This window comes from Pseudomonas sp. A-RE-22 (assembly GCF_019956035.1).
Classification (GTDB): Bacteria; Pseudomonadota; Gammaproteobacteria; order Pseudomonadales; family Pseudomonadaceae; genus Aquipseudomonas; species Aquipseudomonas brassicacearum.
Genome location: NZ_JAHBCZ010000033.1, coordinates 43,049 through 66,937, shown reverse-complemented (window position 1 = coordinate 66,937; position 23,889 = coordinate 43,049). Strand labels below are relative to the sequence as shown.

Annotated in this window: 23 protein-coding genes; 13 read left to right on the top strand and 10 right to left on the bottom strand. The window is 62.1% G+C overall.

Annotated features, from left to right (window positions below):
• Positions 1–63 precede the first annotated feature (63 nt).
• The gene (locus KGA89_RS16890; RefSeq protein WP_003206729.1) at positions 64–771 is read right to left on the bottom strand and encodes a FadR/GntR family transcriptional regulator; all 708 of its coding nucleotides are present in this window, start codon (positions 769–771) and stop codon (positions 64–66) included.
• A gap of 254 nt (positions 772–1,025) precedes the next feature.
• Between KGA89_RS16890 and KGA89_RS16885 the strand changes: the two genes are divergently transcribed.
• The 5 genes from KGA89_RS16885 to ppx all read left to right on the top strand — a co-directional run bounded on the left by KGA89_RS16885 (position 1,026) and on the right by ppx (position 5,588).
• On the top strand, positions 1,026–1,811 hold the full coding sequence (locus tag KGA89_RS16885; protein WP_014340791.1) for a transporter substrate-binding domain-containing protein: 786 nt from the start codon (positions 1,026–1,028) through the stop codon (positions 1,809–1,811).
• A 21-nt stretch (positions 1,812–1,832) separates the two neighbouring features.
• Positions 1,833–2,513, top strand: a complete 681-nt coding sequence (locus tag KGA89_RS16880; protein WP_003206733.1) for an amino acid ABC transporter permease — start codon at positions 1,833–1,835, stop codon at positions 2,511–2,513.
• The gene (locus tag KGA89_RS16875; protein ID WP_003206735.1) at positions 2,510–3,160 is read left to right on the top strand and encodes an amino acid ABC transporter permease; all 651 of its coding nucleotides are present in this window, start codon (positions 2,510–2,512) and stop codon (positions 3,158–3,160) included. Before KGA89_RS16880 ends, KGA89_RS16875 begins: the two co-directional genes overlap by 4 nt.
• Entirely contained in the window at positions 3,147–3,884 is a 738-nt protein-coding gene (locus KGA89_RS16870; protein WP_003206736.1) for an amino acid ABC transporter ATP-binding protein, read from the top strand. The genes KGA89_RS16875 and KGA89_RS16870 overlap by 14 nt, the downstream gene beginning before the upstream one ends.
• 201 nt (positions 3,885–4,085) lie before the next feature.
• The gene (gene ppx / locus KGA89_RS16865) at positions 4,086–5,588 is read left to right on the top strand and encodes an exopolyphosphatase (RefSeq protein WP_003206738.1); all 1,503 of its coding nucleotides are present in this window, start codon (positions 4,086–4,088) and stop codon (positions 5,586–5,588) included.
• A 100-nt stretch (positions 5,589–5,688) separates the two neighbouring features.
• On the opposite strand, the gene ppk1 is transcribed toward ppx, so the two are convergent.
• Together ppk1 and hemB are read right to left on the bottom strand one after the other, a co-directional pair.
• The gene (ppk1, locus tag KGA89_RS16860; protein ID WP_003206739.1) at positions 5,689–7,905 is read right to left on the bottom strand and encodes a polyphosphate kinase 1; all 2,217 of its coding nucleotides are present in this window, start codon (positions 7,903–7,905) and stop codon (positions 5,689–5,691) included.
• A 17-nt stretch (positions 7,906–7,922) separates the two neighbouring features.
• Positions 7,923–8,936 carry a porphobilinogen synthase gene (hemB, locus tag KGA89_RS16855; protein WP_003206741.1) on the bottom strand — a complete coding sequence of 338 codons (1,014 nt, stop codon included), beginning with the start codon at positions 8,934–8,936 and terminating at the stop codon, positions 7,923–7,925.
• A gap of 205 nt (positions 8,937–9,141) precedes the next feature.
• On the opposite strand from hemB, the gene KGA89_RS16850 reads away from it, so the two are divergent.
• Positions 9,142–9,765 (top strand): DedA family protein, encoded by a 624-nt coding sequence (locus tag KGA89_RS16850; RefSeq protein WP_057449464.1) that lies wholly within the window; start codon positions 9,142–9,144, stop codon positions 9,763–9,765.
• On the opposite strand, the gene KGA89_RS16845 is transcribed toward KGA89_RS16850, so the two are convergent.
• Complete coding sequence (locus KGA89_RS16845) at positions 9,746–10,993, bottom strand: sterol desaturase family protein (protein ID WP_223472077.1); 1,248 nt, start codon at positions 10,991–10,993, stop codon at positions 9,746–9,748. The genes KGA89_RS16850 and KGA89_RS16845 overlap by 20 nt on opposite strands.
• A 123-nt stretch (positions 10,994–11,116) precedes the next feature.
• Between KGA89_RS16845 and elbB the strand changes: the two genes are divergently transcribed.
• The gene (gene elbB / locus KGA89_RS16840) at positions 11,117–11,785 is read left to right on the top strand and encodes an isoprenoid biosynthesis glyoxalase ElbB (RefSeq protein WP_003206746.1); all 669 of its coding nucleotides are present in this window, start codon (positions 11,117–11,119) and stop codon (positions 11,783–11,785) included.
• 122 nt (positions 11,786–11,907) lie between these two features.
• On the opposite strand, the gene KGA89_RS16835 is transcribed toward elbB, so the two are convergent.
• Complete coding sequence (locus KGA89_RS16835; protein WP_003206748.1) at positions 11,908–12,363, bottom strand: YaiI/YqxD family protein; 456 nt, start codon at positions 12,361–12,363, stop codon at positions 11,908–11,910.
• A gap of 111 nt (positions 12,364–12,474) precedes the next feature.
• Positions 12,475–14,373: an FTR1 family protein gene (locus tag KGA89_RS16830; RefSeq protein ID WP_223472076.1), complete on the bottom strand. Its 1,899-nt coding sequence runs from the start codon at positions 14,371–14,373 to the stop codon at positions 12,475–12,477.
• Between the two features lie 313 nt (positions 14,374–14,686).
• Between KGA89_RS16830 and KGA89_RS16825 the strand changes: the two genes are divergently transcribed.
• From KGA89_RS16825 to KGA89_RS16810, 4 genes are all read left to right on the top strand, one after another.
• Positions 14,687–16,081, top strand: a complete 1,395-nt coding sequence (locus KGA89_RS16825) for a COG3014 family protein (protein ID WP_027912773.1) — start codon at positions 14,687–14,689, stop codon at positions 16,079–16,081.
• Between the two features lie 18 nt (positions 16,082–16,099).
• Entirely contained in the window at positions 16,100–16,471 is a 372-nt protein-coding gene (locus KGA89_RS16820; protein ID WP_003206754.1) for a YcfL family protein, read from the top strand.
• Between the two features lie 196 nt (positions 16,472–16,667).
• Positions 16,668–17,255, top strand: a complete 588-nt coding sequence (gene lpoB / locus KGA89_RS16815) for a penicillin-binding protein activator LpoB (RefSeq protein WP_003177333.1) — start codon at positions 16,668–16,670, stop codon at positions 17,253–17,255.
• Positions 17,256–17,258: 3 nt separating this feature from the next.
• Entirely contained in the window at positions 17,259–18,002 is a 744-nt protein-coding gene (locus KGA89_RS16810) for a hypothetical protein (RefSeq protein WP_003206756.1), read from the top strand.
• Positions 18,003–18,102: 100 nt separating this feature from the next.
• Here KGA89_RS16810 and rhtB read toward each other — a convergent pair whose 3' ends face one another.
• The 3 genes from rhtB to KGA89_RS16795 form a co-directional block, all read right to left on the bottom strand.
• Positions 18,103–18,735 (bottom strand): homoserine/homoserine lactone efflux protein, encoded by a 633-nt coding sequence (gene rhtB / locus KGA89_RS16805; RefSeq protein WP_003206758.1) that lies wholly within the window; start codon positions 18,733–18,735, stop codon positions 18,103–18,105.
• Positions 18,736–18,877: 142 nt separating this feature from the next.
• A complete protein-coding gene (locus KGA89_RS16800; RefSeq protein ID WP_003206760.1) occupies positions 18,878–19,459 on the bottom strand; it encodes a mechanosensitive ion channel family protein in 582 nt (193 codons plus the stop codon).
• Positions 19,459–21,369, bottom strand: coding sequence for an ATP-binding cassette domain-containing protein (locus KGA89_RS16795; RefSeq protein WP_003206762.1), 1,911 nt, complete (start codon positions 21,367–21,369; stop codon positions 19,459–19,461). Before KGA89_RS16795 ends, KGA89_RS16800 begins: the two co-directional genes overlap by 1 nt.
• A 50-nt stretch (positions 21,370–21,419) precedes the next feature.
• Here KGA89_RS16795 and KGA89_RS16790 point away from each other — a divergent pair, with 50 nt between their 5' ends.
• The gene (locus KGA89_RS16790; RefSeq protein ID WP_223472075.1) at positions 21,420–21,884 is read left to right on the top strand and encodes a TIGR02444 family protein; all 465 of its coding nucleotides are present in this window, start codon (positions 21,420–21,422) and stop codon (positions 21,882–21,884) included.
• Here KGA89_RS16790 and KGA89_RS16785 read toward each other — a convergent pair.
• Positions 21,881–23,026 carry an AlgP family protein gene (locus KGA89_RS16785; protein ID WP_223472074.1) on the bottom strand — a complete coding sequence of 382 codons (1,146 nt, stop codon included), beginning with the start codon at positions 23,024–23,026 and terminating at the stop codon, positions 21,881–21,883. The genes KGA89_RS16790 and KGA89_RS16785 overlap by 4 nt on opposite strands.
• 191 nt (positions 23,027–23,217) lie before the next feature.
• Here KGA89_RS16785 and KGA89_RS16780 point away from each other — a divergent pair, with 191 nt between their 5' ends.
• Positions 23,218–23,883 (top strand): FKBP-type peptidyl-prolyl cis-trans isomerase, encoded by a 666-nt coding sequence (locus KGA89_RS16780; protein WP_013694534.1) that lies wholly within the window; start codon positions 23,218–23,220, stop codon positions 23,881–23,883.
• Positions 23,884–23,889 lie beyond the last annotated feature (6 nt).

Below are 23,889 nucleotides of genomic sequence, written 5' to 3'. Positions count from 1 at the left end.
TTCAGGAAGCCGCAGTTGATTGAGTCTCGCTATGGCGGTCGATGGCTTTGGGTATGGCCGACGTCACGAAGCCGCGGGGGCGACGAAGGAAATCCCGGTACGCAGTGCGGCGTTACGTACATGTTCCTGCATGGCTTTTTGCGCAGCGCCTGAAGCCCGACGGGCCAGGGCGCGAAGGATCTTGCGGTGCTCCTGCCAGGTTTCCATTGCCCGCTCCGCCCTGATGAACGGTAGTTTCTGGCTTTCCAGGAAGATGTCGGCGCTGGCGGTGAGGATGCTCAGCATCGCCTGGTTGCCGCTGGCCAACAGGATTCGCCGATGAAATTCGAAATCCAGCCGCGCGGCGGCGTCGAAATCGCCGATCTTCAGTTCCCGGCGCATGGCTTCGACATTGTCTTGCAGCGTGTCCAGCTCATCGGCGCTGAGGGTCACCGCCGCCAACCCTGCCGCGAAACCCTCCAGGGCGTAGCGCAACTGGAAGATATCCACTGGCGAGGCCTGGGCCGCGAACGGCCAGCCCGGCGCCGATTCGCTGCGCGGGGCCTCTACCGGGGCCTGCACGAACACCCCCTTGCCCGGCTGCACGCTAATCATGCCCAGGGCACTGAGGGATGACAGCGCTTCGCGCAACGATGCCCGACTCACCCCCAATTGCAGCGCCAGGTCCCGTTGCGACGGCAACGCATCGCCCGGGCCGAAGCCTTCATCGACAATCAGTTTGCGGATGGCTTGCAGGGCCACTTCAGGAACGGCGCGAGCGATGGAATTCATGATTTTCAAGACGAACCGGGCCAGTGAGCGGCTAGTTGTAAAGCTATTCGCCACGCCCGGCAAGTCGTGCCCCAGCAGGGTTCGGCGACAAATACCGACGCCCGATAACGGTGCGAAAAATGCCACGACTGTTCAGACCAGTAAGACCGCGCCCCACCAGCAAAACCGTGGCTTGGCCCGCTGAAAAGTCGCCTTGGCATGGCCTGTGCTCTGTCCGAACGCAGAAATCACATCACCGATTGCGGAGATTCGCCATGATTCAGCGTTGCAGCGCCCTGCTCACAGCCCTGTTTGCCAGCCTGATGCTCTGTCAGCTACCCGCCCACGCCGATGGCCTGGAAGACGTGGTCAAGCGTGGCACCCTCAAGGTTGCCGTGCCCCAGGACTTCCCTCCATTCGGTTCGGTAGGCCCGGACATGAAACCCCGCGGCCTGGACATCGACACTGCAAAACTGCTGGCCGACCAGCTCAAGGTCAAGCTTGAACTGACGCCGGTCAACAGCACCAACCGCATCCCCTTCCTGACCACCGGCAAGGTCGACCTGGTGATTTCCAGCCTGGGCAAGAACCCGGAGCGGGAAAAGGTCATCGACTTCTCCAGCGCCTATGCGCCGTTCTACCTGGCCGTGTTCGGCCCGCCTGACGCCGCCATCAACAACCTGGACGACCTCAAGGGCAAGACCATCAGCGTCACCCGTGGCGCCATCGAAGACATCGAGCTGACCAAGGTCGCCCCCGAAGGCACCACCATCAAGCGCTTCGAAGACAACAACTCGACCATCGCCGCCTACCTGGCCGGTCAAGTGGACTTGATCGCCAGCGGCAACGTGGTGATGGTCGCCATCAGCGAACGCAACCCCAAGCGTGTTCCAGCGCTGAAGGTAAAACTCAAGGACTCGCCGGTGTACGTAGGCGTGAACAAGAACGAGCCGGCGCTATTGGACAAGGTCAACCAGATCCTCGCCACCGCCAAGACCGATGGCAGCCTGGAGAAAAACTCCCAGACCTGGCTCAAGCAGCCGCTGCCGGCCGATCTCTGATCGTCGCTTGAGAGGCTGAGCATGGCTTATCAGTTCGATTTTCTGCCGGTGGTGCAAAACACCGAGCTGCTGTTGCGCGGCGCGCTGTTCACCCTGGAACTGACGGCCATCGGTACGTTGCTCGGGGTCAGCCTGGGCATCGTCGGGGCCGTGGTGCGGGCGTGGAACATTCGTCCGTTCGCGGCGATCTTCGGCGTGTACGTGGAGTTGATCCGCAACACACCGTTCCTGGTGCAGCTGTTTTTCATCTTCTTCGGCTTGCCGTCCCTGGGCCTGCAGATTTCCGAATGGCAGGCGGCGGTATTGGCGATGGTGATCAACCTCGGCGCCTACTCCACCGAGATCATTCGCGCCGGCATCCAGGCGATCCCGCGGGGGCAACTGGAAGCCGCCGCGGCCCTGGCGATGAGCCGTTTCGAGGCCTTCCGCCACGTGGTGCTGCTGCCGGCACTGGGCAAGGTCTGGCCGGCCCTGAGCAGCCAGATCATCATCGTGATGCTCGGCTCGGCGGTCTGTTCGCAGATCGCCACCGAAGAGTTGAGCTTTGCCGCCAACTTCATCCAGTCGCGCAACTTCCGCGCCTTCGAAACCTATGCGCTGACCACGCTCATCTACTTGTGCATGGCGCTGTTGATCCGCCAGTTCCTGAATTGGGTGGGTCGCCGCTGCCTGTACAAGAGCAGCAACGGGAGCGGCCGATGAGCGATTTCACTTTCTGGGACGTGGTGCGCAACCTGCTCACCGGCCTGCAATGGACCCTGGCGCTGTCGCTGGTGGCGTTTATCGGTGGCGGCGTGATCGGCTTGCTGATCATGGTGTTGCGCATCTCCAAGAGCGCCCTGCCCCGCAATATCGCCCGTACCTACATTGAGCTGTTCCAAGGCACACCGCTGTTGATGCAACTGTTCCTGGTGTTCTTCGGCGTGGCCCTGGCCGGGGTGGAGATTTCCCCCTGGATGGCGGCGGCGATTGCCTTGACGCTGTTTACTAGCGCCTACCTGGCGGAGATCTGGCGCGGTTGTGTCGACTCGATTTCCCATGGCCAGTGGGAAGCCTCGGCGAGCCTGGCCCTCAACCCGCTGGAGCAGTTGCGCTACGTGATCCTGCCCCAGGCCCTGCGCATCGCCGTGGCGCCGACCGTGGGCTTTTCGGTGCAAGTGGTCAAGGGCACGGCCGTGACCTCGATCATTGGCTTTACCGAACTGACCAAGACCGGCGGCATGCTCGCCAACGCCACGTTCGAGCCGTTCATGGTCTATGGCCTGGTCGCCCTCGGCTATTTCCTGCTCTGCTACCCCTTGTCCCTCAGTGCGCGCTACCTGGAAAGGAGACTGCATGCCTCTGCTTAGAATTACCGCCCTGCATAAATACTACGGCGATCATCACGTGCTCAAAGGCATCGACCTGAGTGTCGAGGAAGGCCAGGTGGTGGCGATCATCGGCCGCAGCGGCTCGGGCAAATCCACCTTGCTGCGCACCCTCAATGGATTGGAATCGATCAACGACGGCGTGATCGAAGTCGACGGCGAATACCTCGATGCGGCCCGCGCCGACCTGCGCAGCCTGCGGCAGAAAGTCGGAATGGTGTTCCAGCAGTTCAACCTGTTCCCGCACCTGACGGTGGGCGAGAACGTCATGCTCGCACCGCAAGTTGTGCAAAAAGTGCCCAAGGCCAAGGCGGCCGTGCTGGCGCGGCAGATGCTGGAACGGGTCGGGCTTGGCGAGAAATTCGATGCCTTCCCGGACCGCTTGTCTGGTGGCCAGCAACAACGGGTCGCGATTGCCCGGGCGCTGGCGATGTCGCCGAAGGTGCTGCTGTGCGACGAAATCACCTCGGCCCTGGACCCGGAGCTGGTCAATGAAGTGCTCAGCGTGGTGCGCCAATTGGCCAAGGAAGGCATGACGCTGATCATGGTCACCCATGAAATGCGTTTTGCCCGGGAAGTCGGCGACAAGCTGGTATTCATGCACCAGGGCAAGGTGCATGAGGTGGGCGATCCCAAGGTGCTGTTCGCCAATCCGCAGACGGCGGAGCTGGCGAATTTTATCGGGATGGTCGAGCCGGCAGCCTGAGAATCTGCGTTACCGGCTCTGGCCTCATCGCGAGCAAGCTCGCTCCCACAGGATTATCGGTTGCCTGCGATTGTGCACACGACGCAGAACCCATGTGGGAGCGAGCTTGCTCGCGATTGACCGCAAAGCGGTCGCCTTTGCGTTGGCGTAAGCGGTCGATCGTGGCAGGATGGCGAGGTTATCGACCGAGACTTTTTGACCATGCCGCCATCCCAAGCCAAGAATCTGTCCCTGATCGCTGCCATAGACCTGGGCTCCAACAGCTTCCACATGGTCGTCGCCAAGGCCCAGAACGGGGAAATCCGCATTCTTGAGCGGCTCGGCGAGAAGGTCCAATTGGCCGCCGGTATCGACGAAGAGCGCAAGCTGAGCGAAGAATCCATCCAGCGCGGGCTCGATTGCCTCAAGCGGTTTGCCCAACTGATCAACGGCATGCCCCTGGGCGCGGTGCGGATCGTGGGCACCAACGCCCTGCGCGAGGCGCGCAACCGTGGCGAGTTCATCCGCCGCGCCGAAGAAATCCTCGGGCATCCGGTAGAAGTCATTTCCGGCCGTGAAGAAGCCCGCCTGATCTATCTGGGCGTCTCCCACACATTGGCCGACACCCCGGGCAAGCGCCTGGTGGCGGACATCGGTGGCGGCAGTACCGAATTCATCATCGGCCAGCGCTTCGAACCGCTGCTGCGCGAAAGCCTGCAGATGGGCTGCGTCAGCTACACCCAGCGCTATTTCCGCGACGGCAAGATCACCCCGGCCCGCTACGCCCAGGCCTACACGGCAGCGCGCCTGGAAATCATGAGCATCGAACACGCCCTGCACCGCCTGACCTGGGACGAAGCCATCGGCTCCTCAGGGACCATTCGGGCCATAGGCCTGGCTCTCAAGGCCGGCGGTCACGGCACTGGCGAGGTCAACGCCGAGGGCCTGGCCTGGCTCAAGCGCAGGGTGTTCAAGCTCGGCGAAGCGGACAAGATCGATTTCGAAGGCATCAAGCCTGATCGCCGGGCGATTTTCCCCGCGGGCCTGGCCATCCTCGAGGCGATTTTCGACGCCCTCGAACTGCAACGCATGGACCACTGTGAAGGCGCCCTGCGCGAAGGCGTGCTGTATGACCTGCTGGGGCGTCATCATCACGAAGACGTGCGCGAGCGCACCCTGGGCTCGCTCATGGAGCGTTATCACGTCGACCTGGAACAGGCCGTACGGGTCGAACGCAAGGCGCTGCACGCCTTCGACCAGGTGGCCGACGATTGGGACTTGAACGACGGGGTCTGGCGCGAGTTGCTGGGCTGGGCCGCCAAGGTCCATGAAGTAGGCCTGGACATCGCCCACTATCACTACCACAAGCATGGCGCCTACCTGATCGAGCATTCGGACCTGGCGGGGTTTTCCCGGGAAGACCAGCAAATGCTCGCGCTGTTGGTGCGCGGCCATCGGCGCAACATTCCCAAGGATAAATTTGCCGAGTTCGGCGATGACGGCATCAAGCTGATTCGCCTGTGCGTGCTGCTGCGCTTTGCGATCCTGTTCCATCACATCCGTGGCACCCAGGAAATGCCCCAGGTGGTCCTGCACGCCAATGGCGATCAGTTGGATGTGCTGTTTCCCGAAAATTGGCTGGAAGAGAACCAACTGACCCAGGCCGACTTCGCCCAGGAAGCGGAATGGCTGACCCGGGTCGGGATTGTGCTGAACATTCACTGATTGCTTGCTGGAGTCCCTTGTGGCCCAGCTGCAACCCCTGTGGCGAGGGGATTTATCCCCTCGCCACAAAAGCTAAGCCTGCCCCCCAACCTTCAAGCGCTTAACGAACCGCCAACACCGGGCTGCTCAAGCGCTCGAGCAAGGTCGCCTGGGCGCTGCGCGGGTTCTGGTTGCCGGTCGGCGTGTTGCGGATGTAACGGCCATCCGACTGCAAGCTCCAGCTGTGGGTGTTGTCGGTAAGGTAGCTTTCCAGCTCTTTCTTGACCCGCAGGATCAGCTTCTTGCCTTCCACCGGGAAGCAGGTCTCGACCCGCTTGTCGAGGTTGCGCTCCATCCAGTCGGCGCTGGACAGAAACATCTGCTCCTCTCCGCCGTTGAGGAAGTAGAACACCCGCGTATGTTCCAGGAAGCGCCCGATGATCGAGCGTACGTGGATGTTGTGGGACACCCCCGGAATGCCCGGTCGCAGGCAGCACATGCCACGCACCACCAGGTCGATGCGCACGCCCGACTGGCTGGCCTTGTACAACGCACGAATGATCTTCGGGTCGGTCAGCGAGTTGAACTTGGCAATGATGTGGGCCGGCTTGCCGTCCAGGGCGAACTGCGTCTCCCGGGCGATCATGTCGAGCATGCCCTTTTTCAGGGTGAACGGCGCATGCAGCAGTTTCTTCATGCGCAGGGTCTTGCCCATGCCGATCAACTGGCTGAACAGCTTGCCGACGTCTTCGCACAAGGCATCGTCAGAGGTCAGCAGGCTGTAGTCGGTGTACAGGCGGGCGTTGGCAGCGTGGTAGTTGCCGGTGCCCAAGTGGGCGTAACGCACGATCTCACCGGCTTCACGGCGCAGGATGAGCATCATCTTGGCGTGGGTCTTGAAGCCGACCACGCCGTAGATCACCACCGCACCGGCCGCTTGCAGGCGGCTGGCCAGTTGCAGGTTGGATTCCTCGTCGAAGCGCGCACGCAATTCGATCACTGCCGTGACTTCCTTGCCGTTACGCGCCGCATCCACCAGGGCATCGACGATTTCCGAGTTGGCGCCGCTGCGGTACAGGGTCTGGCGCACCGCCAGGACGTGGGGGTCCTTGGCGGCCTGGCGCAGCAGGTCGACCACCGGCGTGAACGACTCGAACGGGTGCAGCAGCAGGATGTCCTGCTTGCTGACCACGCTGAAAATGTTCTCGCTGTTCTGCAGCAGTTTCGGGATCTGCGGCGTGAACGGCAGGTATTGCAGTTCCGGATGGCTGTCCAGGCCGGTGATGCTGAACAGTCGAGTCAGGTTGACCGGGCCGTTGACCTGATACAGCTCGGTCTCATGCAGGTTGAACTGCTTGAGCAGGTAGTCGGACAGGTGTTTCGGACAGGTGTCGGCCACCTCCAGGCGCACCGCATCGCCGTAGCGACGGGAGAACAGCTCGCCGCGCAGGGCGCGGGCCAGGTCTTCGACGTCCTCGGTGTCCACCGACAGGTCGGCGTTACGCGTCAGGCGGAACTGGTAGCAACCCTTCACCTTCATGCCCTGGAACAGGTCATCGGCGTGGGCGTGGATCATCGACGACAGGAACACATAATTGTCGCCAGGGCCGCCAACGTCTTCCGGCACGCGGATGATACGCGGCAGCAGGCGTGGCGCCGGAATGATCGCCAGGCCGGAATCGCGACCGAAGGCGTCGATGCCTTCCAGTTCGACGATGAAGTTCAGGCTCTTGTTGACCAGCAGCGGGAACGGGTGCGTCGGATCGAGGCCGATCGGGGTGATGATCGGCGCGATCTCGTCGCGGAAATAGCGGCGCACCCAAGTCTTGAGCTTGGTGGTCCAGTAGCGGCGACGGATGAAGCGCACCTGGTGCTTTTCCAACTCCGGCAACAGGATGTCGTTGAGGATCGCGTATTGCCGGTCAACGTGGCCGTGGACCAGCTCGCTGATGCGCGCCAGGGCCTGGTGCGGTTGCAGGCCGTCGGCACCGGCCTGTTCACGGGCGAAGGTGATCTGCTTCTTCAGCCCGGCGACGCGAATCTCGAAAAACTCATCCAGGTTGCTGGAAAAGATCAGCAGGAACTTCAACCGCTCCAGCAGCGGGTAGGACTCGTCCAGCGCCTGCTCCAGCACGCGGATGTTGAACTGCAGTTGCGACAGCTCCCGATGGATGTACAGGCTGCTGTCATCCAGGTTGGGAATCACAATCGCCGGGGCCGGCGCGGGCTCGACGACCGCCGGGGCAGCAGGCTCCAGCGTCGGCGGTGTCTCGGCAATCTGCTCGACCACGGGCTGAGCATCTTTTACGGCAACTTCGGAGAGTCCTTCGGTATTCATCGCAAGTTCCTGGGAGGCTATTTCTGCTCTCGTAACAATTGGGCGGCGCGCACAGCAAAGTAAGTCAGGATGCCATCAGCACCTGCGCGCTTGAAAGCGGTCAAGGACTCCAGGATCACCCCTTCGCCCAACCAGCCGTTCTGGATCGCGGCCATGTGCATCGCGTACTCGCCGCTGACCTGATAAACAAAGGTCGGCACTTTGAATTCGTCTTTGACCCGGCAAAGAATGTCGAGGTAGGGCATGCCAGGCTTGACCATGACCATGTCTGCCCCTTCTGACAAGTCAGCCGCCACTTCGTGCAAGGCTTCCTGACTGTTGGCCGGGTCCATCTGATAAGAGGCCTTGTTGGCCTTGCCCAGGTTCAGGGCCGAGCCGACCGCATCGCGGAACGGGCCGTAATAGGCGCTGGCGTACTTGGCCGAGTAGGCCATGATCCGCACGTTGACGTGACCGGCCACCTCGAGGGCTTCGCGGATCGCCTGGATGCGCCCGTCCATCATGTCCGACGGCGCCACCACCTGGGCACCGGCCTCGGCGTGGGACAGGGCCTGCCTGACCAGTGCATCGACGGTAATGTCGTTCTGCACGTAGCCTTCTTCATCGAGGATACCGTCCTGCCCGTGGGTGGTGAACGGGTCCAGCGCCACGTCGGTGATCACCCCCAGCTCCGGGAAGCGCGCGCGCAGGGCACGGGTCGCGCGTTGGGCGATGCCTTGCGGGTTCCAGGCTTCAGCGGCGTCCAGGGACTTGAGGGTCGGCGGCGTGACCGGGAACAGCGCCAGCGCCGGAATGCCCAGCTCGACCCAGTGGGCGGCTTCTTCGAGCAGCAGGTCGATGGTCAGGCGTTCCACCCCGGGCATCGACGCCACCGCTTCGCGACGGTTCTCACCGTCCAGCACGAATACCGGCAGGATCAGGTCATTGGTGGTCAGCACGTTTTCACGCACCAGCCGACGAGAGAACTCATCACGACGGTTGCGACGCAGGCGGGTAGCAGGGAACAGACGATTGGCGGGGGTAAAGCTCACGGCAGACTCCTGAGCCCGTGCTGACGGGCGAGCGTGACAGTTATAAGCGCCCATTATGACGAAGACATTACAGTTGTGTGCACCTGCGTCCTGTCGTCGCAGTTATTGTCATTGTAGGAATTGTTCACGTCGAGACACATTTCGATACTTTCCTGAATGTGCCTGAAGGGTTAGGCTGCGCGTTCATTTCGCCAGCACCCAGACAATGCTCCAACAATTTCTGCATGACTTCGGCTACTTGGCCTTGTTTATCGGCACGTTCTTCGAAGGCGAAACTATCCTCGTGCTCGCAGGTTTCCTGGCGTTCCGTGGCTACATGGACATCAATCTGGTGGTCGTCGTGGCGTTCTGCGGCAGCTACGCGGGCGATCAGCTGTGGTATTTCCTGGGACGCAAGCACGGGCGCAAGCTCCTGGCGCGCAAGCCGCGCTGGCAGTTGATGGGGGATCGGGCGCTGGAGCACATTCGCCGGCATCCGGACATCTGGGTCCTGAGCTTCCGCTTCGTCTATGGCCTGCGCACGGTGATGCCGGTGGCGATCGGCCTGTCAGGCTATCCGCCGGGTCGCTACCTGTTGCTCAACGGCATCGGTGCGGCGGTCTGGGCCACGGCGTTGGCCGCAGCCGCGTACCACTTTGGCGCGGTGCTCGAAGGCATGCTGGGCAGCATCAAGAAGTATGAGTTGTGGGTCCTCGGCGCATTGCTGGTGCTGGGCCTGGTCTTGTGGCTGCGCCGACGCATCAAGAATGCGCGCCTGGCCAGGAAAGTCCTCGAAGCCGAGCGCCTGGAGCAAGCCAGGTCTGGCGAACCTACGACGCCAACCGAGTAAACCGAGTGCGGCAGCAATACAGCCCGATGCCGCTGAGCAGGCTGTAGCTGAGCAGCCCGGCCCAGGCCCCATGGCTCATCACAGCGCTGGCCGGCCACAACCCGGCCAAGGGCGCCAGCCATACCAGCGGCAGGTTCGAGGCCAGCCGCAACAGCTCCAGCCGCAACGCCCACGGGCGATTCTCCAGGGCCACGCCCAACACGAACAGACCGAACGCCACCGCGCCCCAACCCAGCACCAGGGCGGCGACCGACAGGCTGGTTTCAAGGTTCATCAGATAACTGCCCAAGGCAATGTAGGCGCAGAACTGCAGCCCCACGTACCACTGCTGACGTGCATCCAGCGGCACCTCGAATTTGCGGAACTGGCTCAAGTCCGGCTTGTTCAGCGGGTACTTGGCCGCGACGTCCGCCGGTCGCCAACCGGTGGGCATGAGCCAGATCCGCAGCTTGTCCCACCAACGCCCCGCCCGCCGCGCATCGGCCCATAGCTGCGCATAGAACTGCAGGTTGGCCCACAACGGATTCCAGCTCGCCAGCGGCGTGGTCACGCCGAAAATCACCGGTTCGTTGACGTCTTCTTCCTGGAAGGTGCCAAACAGACGGTCCCAAATAATGAACACCCCGCCGTAGTTGCGATCCATGTAGAGAGGGTTCTGTGCATGGTGGGCACGATGATTGGACGGCGTGACGAAACACCACTCCAGCCAGCCGAGCTTGGGAATGTGCTGGGTGTGGACCCAGAACTGGTACAGCAGATTCAACGCCGCGACGCTGACGAAGACCACCAGCGGCACGCCCAGTACGGCGAGCGGGAGGTAGAAGATCCAGCTCAGCAGGAACCCGGTACTGGTCTGGCGCAGCGCCGTGGAAAGGTTGTAGTCCTCGCTCTGGTGGTGCACCGAATGGGCGGCCCAGAGGATGTTGCGTTCATGGCCCATGCGGTGCAGCCAGTAATAGCAGAAGTCGTAGAGCACAAAGGCAAACACCCAGGTCCAGGCCCGGTCGGCCGGCAGCTCGATGACAGCCAGGTGTTTCAACGCAAAGGCGTAGGTCACCAGCCCCACGCCCTTGGTCAACAGGCCCGTTGTGGTCGACAGCACGCCGGTGCTCAAGCTGTTGATCGCGTCTGCCACACGATAGTGGCTCACACCCCGCCAGCGATCAGCCAGCAACTCGACGGCGATCAGCACGAAGAAGAACGGCACGGCATACAGGATGAAGTTCATGACGCAACCCGGGCATGCAAGGCGGGGAGATAGTCGGCAGATTAGGTGTAGCTGCCCGATCCCCCTATGGCAACGAGTGACAAATTAGTAGACATTTAACGCCATGAATCTGGAGAAAAGCCCATGAGCAAAAAAATTGCAGTGATCCTTTCCGGCTGTGGCGTGTATGACGGCGCCGAGATCCACGAAAGCGTGATCACCTTGCTGCGCCTCGATCAGCGTGGGGCTCACGTCCAGTGCTTCGCCCCCAACATTGCCCAGTTGCATGTGATCAATCACCTGACCGGCGAGGAAATGCCCGAGAGCCGCAATGTGTTGGTGGAATCGGCACGGATCGCCCGAGGCAACGTGAAGGACTTGCGTGAAGCCAGGGCCGAGGACTTCGACGCCCTGATCGTACCCGGCGGTTTTGGCTCGGCGAAAAACCTCTCCAACTTTGCCGTCGAAGGCGCTGGCTGCACGGTCCAACCAGAAGTCCTGGCGCTGACCGAGGCCTTTGCCGAGGCCGGCAAACCGGTCGGGCTGATCTGCATCTCACCGGCCCTGGCGGCGAAAATCTATGGCCCGGGTGTGGTCTGCACCATCGGCAACGACGTCGACACTGCCGCCGCCGTGACCAAAATGGGGGCTACTCACGAAGAGTGCGCCGTCACCGATATCGTTGAAGACCGCGCACGCAAACTGGTCAGCACCCCGGCCTACATGCTGGCGCAGAACATCAGCGAAGCGGCTTCTGGCATCAACAAGCTGGTGGACCGGGTGTTGGAACTGACGCACGAGAACGACGCCTGACCCCACCACCACTACCCCTGTGGGAGCGAGCTTGCTCGCGATAGCGTCGGCTCAGCTACATTTGCATTGGCTGATACACCGCATCGCGAGCAAGCTCGCTCCCACAGGGGGTCGGGCAAGGCTCAAGCGATTCGGGTCAGGCGCGTCAGGATCCGATCCAGCGCATTGGCAAACCCCTGCTTGTCCCGCTCGCCATACGCCGCCGGGCCGCCGCCCATGTGGCCCTGTTCGCGCAAATCGGTGAACAGGTTGCGCACCGCCAGCCGATCGCCCATGTTCTGGGCATCGAACTCTTTGCCTCGTGGGTCCAGGGCGGCGACGCCCTTCTTCACCAACCGGTCGGCCAAGGGCACATCGCTGCAGATCACCAGCTCACCCGGCTCGGCGTGCTCCACCAGGTAATCGTCCGCCGCATCAGGGCCACTGGGCACCACGATCAGCTTCACACAAGCCAGGGCTGGCTTGATCTGCGGCTGACCAGCCACCAGCACCACCTGGAACCGGCGCTTCAAGGCGAACTTGACCACCAGGTCTTTCGCGGCCTTGGGACAGGCATCGGCGTCGATCCATACGCGCATTGAATGGTTTCCTCTAAATTAAAATGCATCGCGGGCAAGCCTTGCTCCCACAGGCGAGTGCCGACTGTGGGAGCAAGGCTTGCCCGCGATTATGAGCGCAGCGAATGGTTTTCAGGAAACCTGGAGCCGACGCTTCTCCACCACCCAACTGCGCCCATACAGCACCACGATCGCCAGGATCGCCACCACTTGAGCGGCCAGCGAATAGGCGTCGGCATGAATGCCCAGCCAGTCGAAGTCGAAGAACGCCACCGGATGGGTGCCGAAGATCCCGGCTTCCTGCAACGCCTTCACGCCGTGACCGGCGAATACCACCGACAGCGCGCACAGCAACGCGGCATTGATACTGAAGAACAGCGCCAGCGGCAGTTTCGCCGAGCCGCGCAGGATCACCCAGGCCAGCCCCACCAACAACACCAGCGCCGTCGCGCCACCGGCCAGCACCGCGTTGTGCCCGGCAGGGCCCGCTTGCAGCCACAGGGTTTCGTAGAACAGGATCACTTCGAACAGTTCGCGGTAGACCGAGAAGAACGCCAGGATCGCAAAACCAAAACGCCCACCGCCGCCCACCAGGCTGCTCTTGATGTAGTCCTGCCAGGCCGCTGCGTGGCGACGGTCGTGCATCCACACACCCAGCCACAGCACCATCACACTGGCGAACAACGCCGTCGCGCCTTCAAGCAGCTCACGCTGGGCACCGCTGACGTCGATCACATACGCCGCCAGCCCCCAGGTCGCCAGGCCGGCCAACAGCGCCAGGCCCCAACCGGCGTTGACGCTGCGCACGGCCGACTGCTGGCCGGTGTTGCGCAGGAACGCCAGGATCGCCGCCAGCACCAGGATCGCTTCCAGCCCTTCGCGCAGCAGAATCAGCAACCCGGAGATGTAACTCAACGACCAGCTCAAGCCATCGCCGCCCAGCAAGCCGGCTGACTCCTTCAACTTGGCCTTGGCCGCGTCCAGGCGCTGTACCGCCTGCTCGATCGGCAAACCGTCCTGCAAAGACTGACGGTAGGCCATCAGGGACTTTTCGGTGTCCTTGCGCACATTGGCGTCGACGTTATCCAGCGAGCTTTCCACCAGCTCGAAACCTTCCAGGTAAGCGGCTACCGACAGATCGTAGGCCTGGTCGTGGTCACCGGCACGGTACGCCGCGATGCTTTTATCCAGGGTGGCCGCCGTGTAGTCGAGCAACTGCGCCGGGCCACGTTGCACCTGCGGCGGCTGGGCGCGCTGGGCACGGAACGTCGCCGCCGCTGCCGGGCCTTGCGCGGCGAGGACTTCGGCCGGGGTCTGGCGCGCCAGGTCAGCGAGGTTGAAGACCTGTTCACCTTTGGCAGCGGCCGGGTCGGCGCTGAAACTGGCGATGTAGGTCGCCAGGTCCCAGCGCTGACGATCGTCGAGCTGATCGGCGAAGGCCGGCATGTCGGTGCCTTCGATACCCATGCCGACGGTGTTGTAGATCGCATAGAGACTCAGGCGATCCAGGCGCTGGGCGTCCCGCATGTTGGCGGGCGGCGGTTCCATGCCGACACCGGCAGGACCGTCGCCGGCACCGTTGGCCCCATGGCACACCGAGCAATTCTGGGCATACAGCGGCGCGCCGCGGGAGGGATCGGGGGTAATCACCGGCGCCTGGCTGACTTCATATGCCACCGCCAGCTTGGCCCCTAGTTGCCGCGCCAGGCGCGCGACGTCGCCGCCGTCCTGGCGCTGGGTGATCGCGCTGCGCAAGGTGTCGATACCCTGGGTCAGCTCAGCCTTTTCCGGTTTGGCCGACAGCCCGGCGATCAACCCTGCCAGCACCTGGGTGAATTCCAGCTGCTCGCGGTATTCCCCGTCCTCGATGACTTTGCCTGCCTCGACCGTCGCCGGGTAGTCCGCACCGATGTAATCCAGCAAATGCAGCGCCTGGGGGGCGCCCTCGACGGTGTCGGCCAGCAGCGAGGTGCTGCACAGCGCAAGCAATGGCAGTACAAGCCAGGCCAGGAAACGGAACGGCGCAGTCATGAATGACTCTCGATTGGTAATAAGAAGTAACACATTGTTCACTTCCAATGACTTTGGCTCAAGAGCCGATGTGCTTTGACGGCACATTTTCATCGGATTCCTGCTTTGGAGGTGATGTCACAAAAACGGCATTTCGAGATTGAAAAGCCATTACATAGCCAAGCGCCATGTTTATAATCGCGCCGCCTTCTTATTGTTCGATGGCATAAAAGCTCCTCTTCTTATGAGGAACCGACAGCGTCCCGACGTTTGTCCGTGGGATCGCTCCAGCCCGACCCGCAAACCCCGGCTGTTACTCAGGGAAGAAATGTTCATGGCATCCCGTGCCGTTTTTTCGGTCGCCCTCGGTGCGATCACCTTGTTGTCCGGCTGTTCAGCCTTTCGCAACTACGACAGCGAATTGGCCCAGACCAACCAGCAGTTGGCTTCCGGCAACGTCGACGGCGCATTGACGCTGCTGGAAAAGAACAACACCAGCCAGGACAAGGACCTGCTGTATTACTTCGAAAAAGGCGAGTTGCTGCGCGCCAAGGGCGACCTGTCTGGCAGCCAGACGGCCTGGACCAGCGCCGATCAACAGGTTGGCCAATGGGAGGACGCGGTCAAACTCGACACGGCCAAGTACCTGGCCCAGTTCGGCAGCTTCCTGGTCAACGATAAAGTGCGCCGCTACGAAGGCTACGATTACGAAAAGGTCATGCTGACCACGCAGATGGCGCTGAACCTGCTGGCCGTGAATGACTTCGACGGGGCGCGGACCCAGATCAAGAAGACCCACGAACGCGAAGCGGTGATCGCCGACCTGCGGGACAAGGAATACCTCAAGCGCGAGGAAGACGCCGAGAAACAAGGCGTCAAGACCGAATACAAGGACCTCAAGGGTTATCCGGTGGCCAGCCTCGACGCCCCGGAAGTGGTCAGCCTGAAAAACAGTTACCAGAGCGCGTTCAGCCATTACCTGGCCGGCTTCGTCTATGAAGCCCTGGGTGAAAAGGACCTGGCCGCACCGGGTTACCGCAAGGCCGCCGAACTGCGCCCCAACACGCCGCTGCTGGAGCAGGCCCTGCTCAACCTCGACAAGCCTGCTACCAAGAACGATGACAGCGACATCCTGATCGTAGTGCAGAGTGGCCTGGCACCGTCCCGGGACTCGATCCGCATTCCCCTGCCCTTGCCGATCAGCGGCAACGTGGTCATCACGCCGTTGTCGTTCCCGCTGATCAAGCCTGATACCTCCACGGCCACCTTCAGCCAGATCGGTGTCGACGGTCGTCAGTTGGACCTGACCCAGCTCAACAGCACCACCGCCATGTCCCGCCGCGCCCTGCGCGACGACATGCCGGGCATCATCCTGCGCACCACCGTGCGCGCCGTCACCCGTGGCGTGGCGCAAAAGCAGATCAACGACACCAATCCCTTGGCCGGCCTGGCCGTCGGCCTCACCTCGGCCGTACTCGAAGGTGCCGATACCCGAACCTGGCGCACCCTGCCCGACTACACCCAGGTGGTGCGCCTGCGCCTGAAGAAAGGCGAGCACCAGGTCACCTTGCCAAGCTCGGTGGGCGGCTCGGTGGTCAAGGTCACCGTCGACCAGCGCTATCAGGTCATCAGCCTGCGGGCGGTGGGTAACCAGGTGTTCGCCGGTGGCCTGGCGGCCCAGGTGATGCCAAGCGCCAACCCGACCGCCCTTGCCCTCAAGCAACCTTAAGAACGGAGTCTTGTTCACATGCGTTTAAAACTGATCGCCGTCGGTGCCCTGGCCTTGCTGGCCGGGTGCGCCACCCCACCGCCACCGGAGCCGGGCAGCGCCGCCAGCAAGGTCGTGGCGATGGGCAAGACCAAAAACATCGTGGTCGGCGCCATGCGCGTGGCCCGGGAAAACGGCTACATGACCGTCAACGTGCAGCTGAGCAACACCAGCTACAACAACAAGACGATGTATTACCGCTTTGCCTGGCTGGGGCCGGAAGGCTTTCCGATCGCCGAGGAAGAAACCTGGAAAAGCCTGACGCTGTACGGCGAACAGACCAGTTTCCTGCCGGCCATCGCACCGACACCCAAGGCGGTGGATTTCCGCTTGGAAATCAATACCCCTTGAGCCTGGGCCATAGGAGCTGATGTAGGCACTGTGTAGGAGCTGACGAGTGCAACGAGGCTGCGATCCTTCCCCAGACACTTGAGTCGCAAGCGAAAGATCAAAAGATCGCAGCCTTCGGCAGCTCCTACAGTGCGCAGCCAGCGGGGATAAATCCCCTCGCAACAAAACCTTTTATACAGTTATTGAGAGCACCCACATGTTCGTACGCATCTCCTCCCTCGCCCTCGCCGCCTTGCTGGTCAGCGGCTGTGCCAACAACTCGCCGGTCCTGGGCAACAAGAACATCAGCTACGGCGACACCAAGGCCGTGGAAACCGTGACCAACGAGTTCGGTTCCACCGACCTGCAAATGATCGCCGAGTCCATGACCCGCTCCCTGGCCCAGTCCGGCATCCTGCAGGGGCGCCCGGTTGTCCAGGTCTATGACGTGAAGAACAAGACCAGCGAATACATCGACACCCGTGAAATCACCACCAGCATCAAGACCCAACTGATGAAGACCGGGGCTGCCCGTTTTGCCAGCGACAACACCGCCATGGACAGCCAGGTCGACCAGCTCAAGCTGCAGAACCAGAGCGGTCTGTACAAGAAAAGCACCGTGGCCAAGACCGGCAACATGATCGCTGCCAAGTACCGTCTCGAAGGCTCCATCAGCTCGATCGTCAAGCGCAGCAGCGACTACAAGGACGTCTTCTACAAATTCAGCCTGCAATTGATCGACGTCGAAAGCGGTCTGGCCGAGTGGATGGACGAAAAAGAAATCCGCAAGACCACGGAGCGTTAAGCCATGCGCACATGGATAGGCATCATGGCCCTGGCCTGCGCATTTGGCGCGCAGGCGGCCCCGAAAGTCGCAGTGACCGACCTTGCGTACCAGGAACGGGTGGAGGAATACATCCACACCGTTTCAGCGCAGAGCAACTTCCAGGCGAACCCTTACAGCGCCAGTGCTTCCTCGAGCTACGACGAGATGGAAGCCACCAGCAGCTACATCGAGCAGGGCGAACTGCGCAAGTTCACCGGCGACATCAAGGGCGAGATCCTGCGCAGCGGGATGTTCCAGCTGACCCAGGGCACGCCCCACACCGCGGCATCCACGGGTGACGTCTATGACGTGATCAAGCGCATCAAGGCCGGGAACTTCAAGGGCGCCGACTACGTGCTGTTCGGCACCGTGTCGGACATCGACTTCACCCGCGACATCAACGAGCTGGCCAATACCGACAGCTACTCGGCGGTGCTGGCGCTGACCCTGGTGGCAGACTTCAGCCTGATCAACACCAAGACCTACGAAATCACCTCGGCCTTTACGGCCATGGGCGAAGGCCAGGACACCAAGCTGTTGAACCACCGGGACGTGCACATCAGCCTCAACCGCCCGCGGGTGGTGCGCGATGTGTCCAAGGCCCTGGGGGAAGACGTGGCGCGGCAACTGAGCGAACAGCTCGGCGGCCCGAGCTACCAACAACCCAGCGAGCCGGTGCAGCGCAACAACCTGCCACGGGATACGGCGCCGGTGATTTTGCGCTGAATCACTGAGCGAATGCTCTGTGGCGCAGAGGTCTTGTGGGAGCAAGGCTATGTGGGAGCAAGGCTTGCTCCCACAAAGTAACCTCGCCACGGGTTTTGTTTTACGCCGCAGCCTTGCGAATCGTCGCCAGCAAACCCGCCGCGCCAATGAACATACCCGCGAAGGCACGGTTCATTCGCCGTTGCTGTTTCGGGGTGCGCAACAACCGCAGGACTTTGGACGCCAGCCCGGTGTACCCGGCCATGACGATGAGATCGACCACGACCATCGTTACACCCAGGATCAGGTATTGCTGGATCAACGGGGCATGGGGATTGATGAACTGCGGCAACACCGCCAGCATGAACACCAGCGCCTTGGGGTTGCTGATGTTGACCAGGAAGCCGCGAAAAACCAGCGCCAAGGGCTTGCCGATGGGCCGCGGGCCCGTATCGTCGGTCATTTCACCGGGAATGGCTCGCCACTGTTTGACCCCCAGGTAGACCAGGTAGGCCACGCCGAACCATTTGATTGCATAGAACGCAGTGGCCGACGCAGTGAGGATCGCGCCAACACCGGCGGCGACGATCACGATTTGCAACGCCAGGCCCAATTGCAGGCCCAAGGCGTTCCAGTAACCGCGCCAGAAGCCGTAGCGCAAGCCACTGGACATCGATGCAATGGCACCGGCACCAGGGGAAAGACTGATCACCCAACATGCGGCAAAAAACGCCAGCCATGTTTCCAGCAACATTGCACACCTCAGCTCGGATTCATCGAAACGACTAAGCTAATGCGCCGCCAGGCCGTTGACCACCGTTTTTTGCGCAAGCACTTAAGCCGGCTTGAACACCGTGGCAAGGGAGCTTGCCCCCGCTGGGCTGCGCAGCAGTCCCTTACTCGACGAAACCACCCACCGGAAACGCCTCGCTGCCGCGCCAGCGCCGCACCGAACGCTGGAAGAACAGGCTGTTGGGTACTTGCACCATGGCGCTGCCGGTGCCGAGTTCCTCGGGCTCGATCAGTGTGGTGTACAGCAGATTGATCGCCACCACGCGTCCCTTGATGCCGGGCTTGTCGGTGGTGTCCACCAACTCGACCACATCGCCCAGGCGAAACGGTCCGACGGTGTAGATCAAAACGGCGCAGAACAGGTTCGACAGCACGCTCCAGATGGCAAAGAACGCCACCGCTGCCACCGCGACGAAGCCCGACAATGCGGTCCATAGCACCGTGGCCGAGACGCCCAAGCGCTCGAGCACCACCAGCACCGCAGTGCCCATGATCAGCCAGCGCAGCACACCCCGCAGGATAATGACCAGTTGGGGTGGGAACGGGTAACGCTCACCCAGGCCGGTAAGGGCCCGCGCCACGACACGCTGCGCGACATAACCGGCCAGCAGGATCAGCAGGATTTGCACACCCAGCCAGATCGGCTCGATCCACATGACGGGTACAGGCAACGCCAACGCTTCCATCAGGACAACGCCTCCAGCTCCGCTTGCAGGTTTTCCAGCAGTTCCAGCGCTTGCATCCACGCCTCCTCGAGCTCCGCTTCCCGAACCTTCAGCTTGGCCTGCTCGGCCAGCAAGTCGCGCAACTCATCTTTGCGCGCCGCCTCGTAGAGACCACTGTCGCCAAGGCTGGTTTCGATCTTCTGCAGTTTTTCATGCAGCTTGCCCAGCTCGGCTTCGAGCTTGTCGGCCTCACGCTTGTGCGGCGCCAGTTGCTGGCGCAATGCGGCGGCGGCCTGCCGTTGGGCTTTCTTGTCGGTCTTGTCCGGGTTGACCGGCGTGCTGCTGACCGGCGCGTTGCGCTGACGGTATTCCACCAGCCAACGGGCGTAGTCTTCCAGGTCGCCGTCGAATTCCTCGACCTTGCCATCGGCCACCAGGAAGAAGTTATCCGTGGTGCTCTTGAGCAAATGCCGATCGTGGGACACCACCAGCACCGCGCCACTGAATTCCTGCAAGGCCATGGTCAAAGCCAGGCGCATCTCCAGGTCCAGGTGGTTGGTCGGTTCGTCGAGCAGCAACAGGTTTGGCCGGCCCCAAGCGATCAACGCCAGCGCAAGGCGCGCCTTTTCGCCACCGGAGAAATTCAGCACCGGCTCGTCGATGCGCGCCCCGCGGAAATCGAAACCGCCGAGGAAATCCCGCAGAACCTGCTCGCGCTCGGTCGGCGCCAGGCGTTGCAGGTGCAACAGCGGGCTGGCCTTGGAATCCAGAGAATCGAGCTGATGCTGGGCGAAGTAGCCGACCACCGTGTTCTCGCCCCGGGTGAGACGCCCGGCCAGTGGCTCGAGTTCACCGGAAAGGTTCTTGATCAGGGTCGACTTACCAGCACCGTTGGGGCCCAGCAGACCGATCCGCGCACCCGGGGTCAGTTGCAGCTTGACCTTCTCCAGCACGGTCTTGTCGCCGTAGCCCAGGCGCGCGTCGGACAGGTCGATCAACGGGCTGGAAATCTTGGTCGATTCGCGGAAGACAAAATCGAACGGCGAATCGACGTGGGCCGCCGACAACTCTTCCATCCGCTCCAGCGCCTTGATCCGGCTCTGGGCCTGGCGCGCCTTGGTGGCCTGGGCCTTGAAGCGGGCGATGTAGCTTTCCATGTGCGCACGTTGCGCCTGTTGCTTCTCGTAGGCCTGCTGTTGCTGGGCCAGGCGTTCGGCACGCGCGCGCTCGAAGGCGCTGTAGCCGCCGCGGTACAAGGTGAGCTTGCGCTGATCGACATGGGCCACGTGATCCACCACCGCGTCGAGGAAATCACGGTCGTGGGAAATCAGCAGCAGCGTGCCCGGGTAACTCTTGAGCCAGTCTTCGAGCCAGATGATAGCGTCGAGGTCCAAGTGGTTGGTCGGCTCATCGAGCAACAGCAGATCCGAAGGACACATCAAGGCCTGGGCCAAGTTCAGGCGCATCCGCCAGCCACCGGAGAAGTCCCCGACCTGGCGATCCATCTGCTCATTGGTAAAGCCCAGGCCGGCGAGCAATTTGCGCGCACGGGCATCGGCGGTGTAGCCGTCGGCACTGTCGAGTTCCGCGTGCAGGCGGGCCTGTGCGGCACCGTCGTGGGCCGCTTCGGCCGCAGCCAGGTCACGTTGCACCTGGCGCAGGCGCAGGTCGCCATCGAGCACGTAGTCCACCGCCAGGCGCTCGAGGGTGTCGACCTCCTGGCGCATGTGGGCGATGCGCCAATCGGACGGCAACAGGCAATCACCCGAGTCCGGGTGCAGCTCGCCTCGCAGCAAGGCGAACAGGCTCGATTTGCCGGCGCCGTTGGCACCGATGAGGCCGGCTTTGTGGCCGGCGTGCAGGGTCAGCTCGGCGTCTTCTAGCAGACGTTGCGGGCCACGCTGTAAAGTCAGGTTCTGAAGTCGGATCATAATGGCGGCGGAGTCTACCAGCTTCGCTCGCAACTGGCGCGAGTAGCACGATGTCCCCAGACCTGTGGAGCTTTTCCCTCGACCTCTATGCCAAGCCTGGCGTAGAGCCTGCCTGCCTGACGTCGCAAGACGCGGGCGCCAACGTCTGCCTGCTGCTTTGTGGCCTGTGGCTGGCGCAGCGCGGCGTGGCCTGCAATGAACACAGGCTGCAGCAGCTTCGACTATTGGCCGAGCCGTGGGATGCCGAGGTGGTGCGGCCACTGCGCACACTTCGCAGCCAATGGAAAACCAGCGCCCTCCAGGACACGGCACTCAATGGCCTGCGCGAGCAGGTCAAGCAACTGGAGTTGGCAGCCGAACGGCAATTGCTGGAGCGATTGGAAGCGCTGGCCAAGGATTGGCCCGGGGAACAACAGAACGACTCAGCGCAATGGCTGCAAGGGCTGGCGGCGAATGCCGGGCCAGCGAGCCGCGACGCGCTGCATCAGCTGCGCGTCGCGGTGTCCGGCACTTAGGAAGCGCTGGTTGGGGTGCTGCTGGAGCTCGGCGCAACGGCGGCGGATGGGCTGGTCGCCGCAGCCGGAGCGCTGGCGGTTGAAGCCGGTGCCGCGGTCGGAGCCGGTGTCGCTGGCTTGGCAGCTGGCGCAGTCGCAGGTTTTGCAGCGACTGGCTTTTTCACGGCAGGCTTGGCCGCTGGCTTGGCAGCAGGTTTTGCAGCGGCCGGCTTCGCGACAGCTGGCTTGGCAGCAGGTTTTGCCGCAGCCGGTTTGGCGGCGGGTTTAGCCGCTACTTTGGCGGGTGCTTTGGCAGCGACTGGCTTGGCAGCCGTTTTCGCAGCAGGCTTGGCCGCAGCCGTTTTGGTTGCTGCTGGTTTGGCAGCCGGCTTGGCGGCAGCAGGTTTTGCAGTGGCTTTTACCGCCGCTTTGGCAGCAGGTTTAGCGGCGGCGGTTTTAGCGGCAGGTTTGGCTGCAACTTTTGCCGCAGGTTTGGCGGCTGGTTTAGCAGCAGCTTTTACCGCGGGCTTGGCGGCAGCAGGTTTAGCGGCCGCCGTTTTAGCGGCAGGCTTGGCCGCAGCTTTGACGACTGGTTTTTTTGCCGCAGGTTTTGCAGCGCTGGCAGCGACCGGCTTGGCAGCAGGCTTGCTGGCAGCTTTGGCCGGTGCTTTCGCCGCAGGCTTGGCAGCGACTTTGACCGGAGCTTTTGCCGCGACGGGTTTAGCCGCCGGCTTCTTGGCCGATACAGCGGCAGGCTTGGCAGCACGAAGCGTCAGCGCCTTGCCTGCGGCTTCCTGCACGCGACCGACACCCTGGGCCAGTTTCAGGCTTTCCTGGGCATCACGCTTGAGTTGCAGAATGTAGGTGCGGGTCTCGGACTGACGATCCTTCAAGGCATCGAGCAGGTCCTCGAGTTCTTTCACGACATCTTTGGCCTTGGCTTGTGCCTTGGCCTTGCCAGCGGTGGCTGCGTCTTGCAATTTGGTGCGCGACTTGTGCAGTTTTTCCTGCGCTTTGCCGCGTTGTTTTTCAAGTTTGGCGAGCAGTTTTTCAGCATCAGCCAGGGCTTGGGAGCAGGCATTTTCCAGATGTTCGAGCAAGCTGCCCGAGAGTTGTTGGAGCAAGTGCAACGGAGTGTTTACAGGCTTCTTGGTGGCCGACATGGTTTACCTCCTGACTGACGTGAGTGCGGCTCATACTAGACCTCTGCTTCAACCGCCGCTAGGGCATGTTGACAGTACACAAGACGTTGCGTTGCAAGAGACGAAAAATCTTCTGCGCCAGTGCCTTGGCAATCCACCTCTATAGATATCGGCACTGGCATAATTCCTCGATTCGAGGCCGGAGAGCACACATGTCGCGTCACCTGTTTTTATTCCTGTGCATGGCTTGCTCCACGGTCCAGGCCGTTGAAAAAACCAACGCAAACGATGCCCACGATTTGGCTTACAGCCTGGGCGCAAGCCTTGGCGAACGCCTGCGCCAGGACGTGCCGGACCTGCAGATCAAAGCCTTGGTCGAAGGCTTGCAACAGGCCTACCTGGGCAAGCCGCTGGCCCTCAAGGATGAACGCATCGAACAGATCCTCGCCGAGCACCAGGCACAACTGAATTCGCAATCGACGACGCCGCAGATCGAAGCCGCGTTGAAAACGGAGCAGAAATTTCTCAACGAAGAAAAGAACCGTCCCGGCGTCCAGCAACTCGCAGACGGCATCCTGCTGACCGAGATCAAGCCAGGCCACGGCGCGAAAGCCGGCCCTCACGGCAAAGTCCAGGTGCTGTATACCGGTCGATTGCCGGACGGCACCGTATTCGATTCCAACCACCAGGCACAGTGGTTCAACCTCGACAGCGTGATTGACGGTTGGCGCAGTGCATTGCCGCAAATGCCGGTAGGCGCAAAATGGCGGCTGGTGATTCCGTCGACCCTGGCCTATGGCGCCGATGGGGCGGGAGATGTGATCCCGCCGTACACGCCACTGGTGTTTGAAATCGAATTGCTGGGCGCGACGACCTGACGCGGG